Raw genomic sequence first — 2,725 nt, forward strand, 5'->3', positions numbered from 1 at the left:
CATCTCGACCGCCAGTTCGCGGTTACCGGGCCGGACCAGGTCTGGTGCGGCGATGTGACTTATATCTGGACGGGTAAATGCTGGGCTTATCTGGCGGTGGTGCTGGACTTGTTTGCACGTAAACCGGTGGGCTGGGCCATGTCGACGTCACCGGACTCGGCACTGACGGTCAAAGCGTTGCAGATGGCCTGGGAGCTTCGGGGTAAGCCAACAGACGTGGCGTTCCACAGCGACCAGGGCAGCCCCTATACCAGCCGTAGATATCGGCAGGCGCTGTGGCGCTGTAGGATAAAGCAGAGTATGAGTCGACGGGGAAACTGCTGGGATAACGCCCCTATGGAGCAGTTCTTCCGGAGCCTGAAGACCGAATGGGTGCCGACGAAGGGCTATAACAGCTTCAGCGAAGCCCAGGGCGCGATAATCCGCTATATAACGGGATATTACAGCGCTATCAGGCCCCACTGGTATAACGGCAGTCTGACGCCCAACGAATCTGAGCGGCTGTACTACTTACAGTCTAATGCTGTGGCCAGTATTAGTTGACCACTACACTTTGCCGTGGCCTGCTTCTTTATGCCGTTGACCACCATTACTCTGTCAGGCTTACCGCCGGAGAGGCTGGCAGCGGCATCAAGCCTGTTGAACTTCACCCGTACGCTGGCGGGTTCGATTGGCACATCAATCACCACCACGATGTGGAGCGATCGTGAATCGTTGCACCACGCTCAATTAACGGAATCGGTCACTCCGTACAGTACTAACAGTCAAGAAATGTACGCGAAGCTGCAACAGCTGGGGATGACCCACGACCAAGCTTCCACGTATATCGCGCAGCAGATCACCAATCAGGGGCTGATTATCTCCGCCAATGAGATTTTCTGGGCTTCTGCCGGGGTGTTTATCCTGCTGCTAGTGCTGATATGGTTTGCTAGGCTACCGTTTGGTGCAGGCGGCGGCGCGCACTAAACTGCCGGCATAAAAAAGGGGACGACCACGTAAGCAACCCCCTTTTTATCTCTGTATCAGGCGTTCTGACGCCACCATTCAGCCAGCAGGACGCCGGCTGCAACGGACACGTTCAGGCTTTCTACCTTACCGGTACCGCCAATGGAGACGCTGAGGTCGCCCTGATCGAATATGCTGTCAGACAGACCATCGCGTTCCTGACCCAGTACCAGCACCATTTTGGTCGGCAGCTCTGTACGGAACAGCAGCACGCCTTTATGACTGGACGTTGTCACGATGGTATAACCGGCTTTACGGAACGCGCTCAGACCGGCAGCAAAGCTATCGCCGCTAATGGCCTGAACGTGCTCTGCGCCACCTTCTGCGGTACGCGCCGCAGCGCCTGACTCCAGCATCGAGACATCATCCACCAGCAAACCTTTGACGCCAAAGTGTGCACAGCTGCGCATAATGCCACCTAGGTTATGCGGGTTGCCGATATCTTCCAGTGCCAGCACGCAGTCTTTCTCACCTGCGGTTGACAGCCATTCGCTGACCGGCATGCCGGAGCGCTTTTTGATCAGGAAGCAGACGCCACCATGGTGCTCGGTGCCGGAAGCTTTCTGCAGTTCGGCTTCATCCACAATGTGGTAAGCCTTGCGGTTAGCCGCCATATACTTCAGTGCTTCACGGAAACGCGGCGTTACGCTCTGGATAAACCAAGCGCGCACGATGCACTCCGGACGGATCTGGAACAGCGCCTGGCAGGCATTTTCGCCATACACGCGGGTCTCTTCCATACGCTGACGACGGATCTGCTCCGGGTCGATATAGCTTTTACCGCTGATACCGCCGTGATCCGGTTTATCGTCTGCTGCTACTGCATTTGGCGCACGGGAAACGATACGCCACGGAGAGTCAGAGTGCCCTTCGTCGCGATCACGCCCGCCACGTGGCTTGCTGTCTGCATTTCGTGCCGGACGGCGCGCGCCATCCTGCTGTGGACGAGGAGCGCCTTTACCGGTACGGGGGTTCCCGCCCTTGGTGCTCTTCTCGTCATCGCCGCGGACATACATCACTTTGACTTTGCCTCTCTTACCTTTAAATTCGTCGTTCATTTTTCCTCCACCTAGGCTGCGCGCGAAGCGCGCAGATTACCTGATGTGGCGGCGCTTAGCTATTAACTTCCAATAAAAGAGTGGACCGTTCTGGCGTGCGGCCAGTTTGCCAGACATTACCTATTATACCAATTGAACAAATCGCGTTATTCGACATTAACGGGGCCAGCATAATGCTGGCTGATTTACTGAAAAAAGCAGTAAGTAATCACTAATCACCAGACTGAGGTGAATAATGAATACCGTTTTTGCATCCTGCCAGGCCACCAATCGCGTCCCCGTCGAGCGCGTGTCCGACGGCGCGAAATGCGGCCGCTGCGGCAATTACTTATTCGACGACCACGTGGTGAATGCCACGGCAGCCACCCTGGATAAATATGGTAGAATCTTGGGACGTGGTGTAAATTTAGCAGGATGGTGAGCGCCATCGGCTTATCCGGTAAGGTAATGGTTAATCAGACAATTATCTCAGAAGGAGCCAACCGATGGCCGACAACAGCATGACATTCAGCAACACCCTGATGCAACTCGGCGGCGAGGACTTTCTGCGTGAACTCACCGAATTTATGCTCAACCGCATCATGGAGGCCGATGTCACTCAGCGCATCAACGCAGAGCCTCATGAGCGCAGTGACGAGCGGGAGACCTACCGTAACGGCTAC

3 protein-coding genes and 2 pseudogenes are annotated in these 2,725 nt (G+C 55.6%); 4 read left to right on the top strand and 1 reads right to left on the bottom strand.

The features are described from left to right. A partial coding sequence (locus BBW68_RS00060; RefSeq protein ID WP_070133493.1) for an IS3 family transposase occupies positions 1-543 on the top strand: 543 nt, incomplete at its 5' end. Between the two features lie 9 nt (positions 544-552). Beyond that, positions 553-966: pseudogene (locus BBW68_RS00065) on the top strand (MFS transporter); the annotation flags it as partial. 56 nt (positions 967-1,022) lie between these two features. On the opposite strand, the gene BBW68_RS00070 reads toward BBW68_RS00065, so the two are convergent. Then, positions 1,023-2,063, bottom strand: a complete 1,041-nt coding sequence (locus tag BBW68_RS00070) for a tRNA/rRNA methyltransferase (protein ID WP_070133495.1) — start codon at positions 2,061-2,063, stop codon at positions 1,023-1,025. 235 nt (positions 2,064-2,298) lie between these two features. Between BBW68_RS00070 and BBW68_RS15130 the strand changes: the two are divergent. Together BBW68_RS15130 and BBW68_RS15135 are read left to right on the top strand one after the other, a co-directional pair. Continuing rightward, positions 2,299-2,442 (top strand): annotated as a pseudogene (locus BBW68_RS15130) (thioredoxin TrxC); the annotation flags it as partial. Positions 2,443-2,548: 106 nt separating this feature from the next. Further along, positions 2,549-2,725, top strand: a 177-nt coding sequence (locus BBW68_RS15135) for a transposase (protein WP_186821228.1), incomplete at its 3' end; no start/stop codon positions are given.

The sequence above is a fragment of the Candidatus Erwinia dacicola genome (genome assembly GCF_001756855.1).
Classification (GTDB): domain Bacteria; phylum Pseudomonadota; class Gammaproteobacteria; order Enterobacterales; family Enterobacteriaceae; genus Erwinia; species Erwinia dacicola.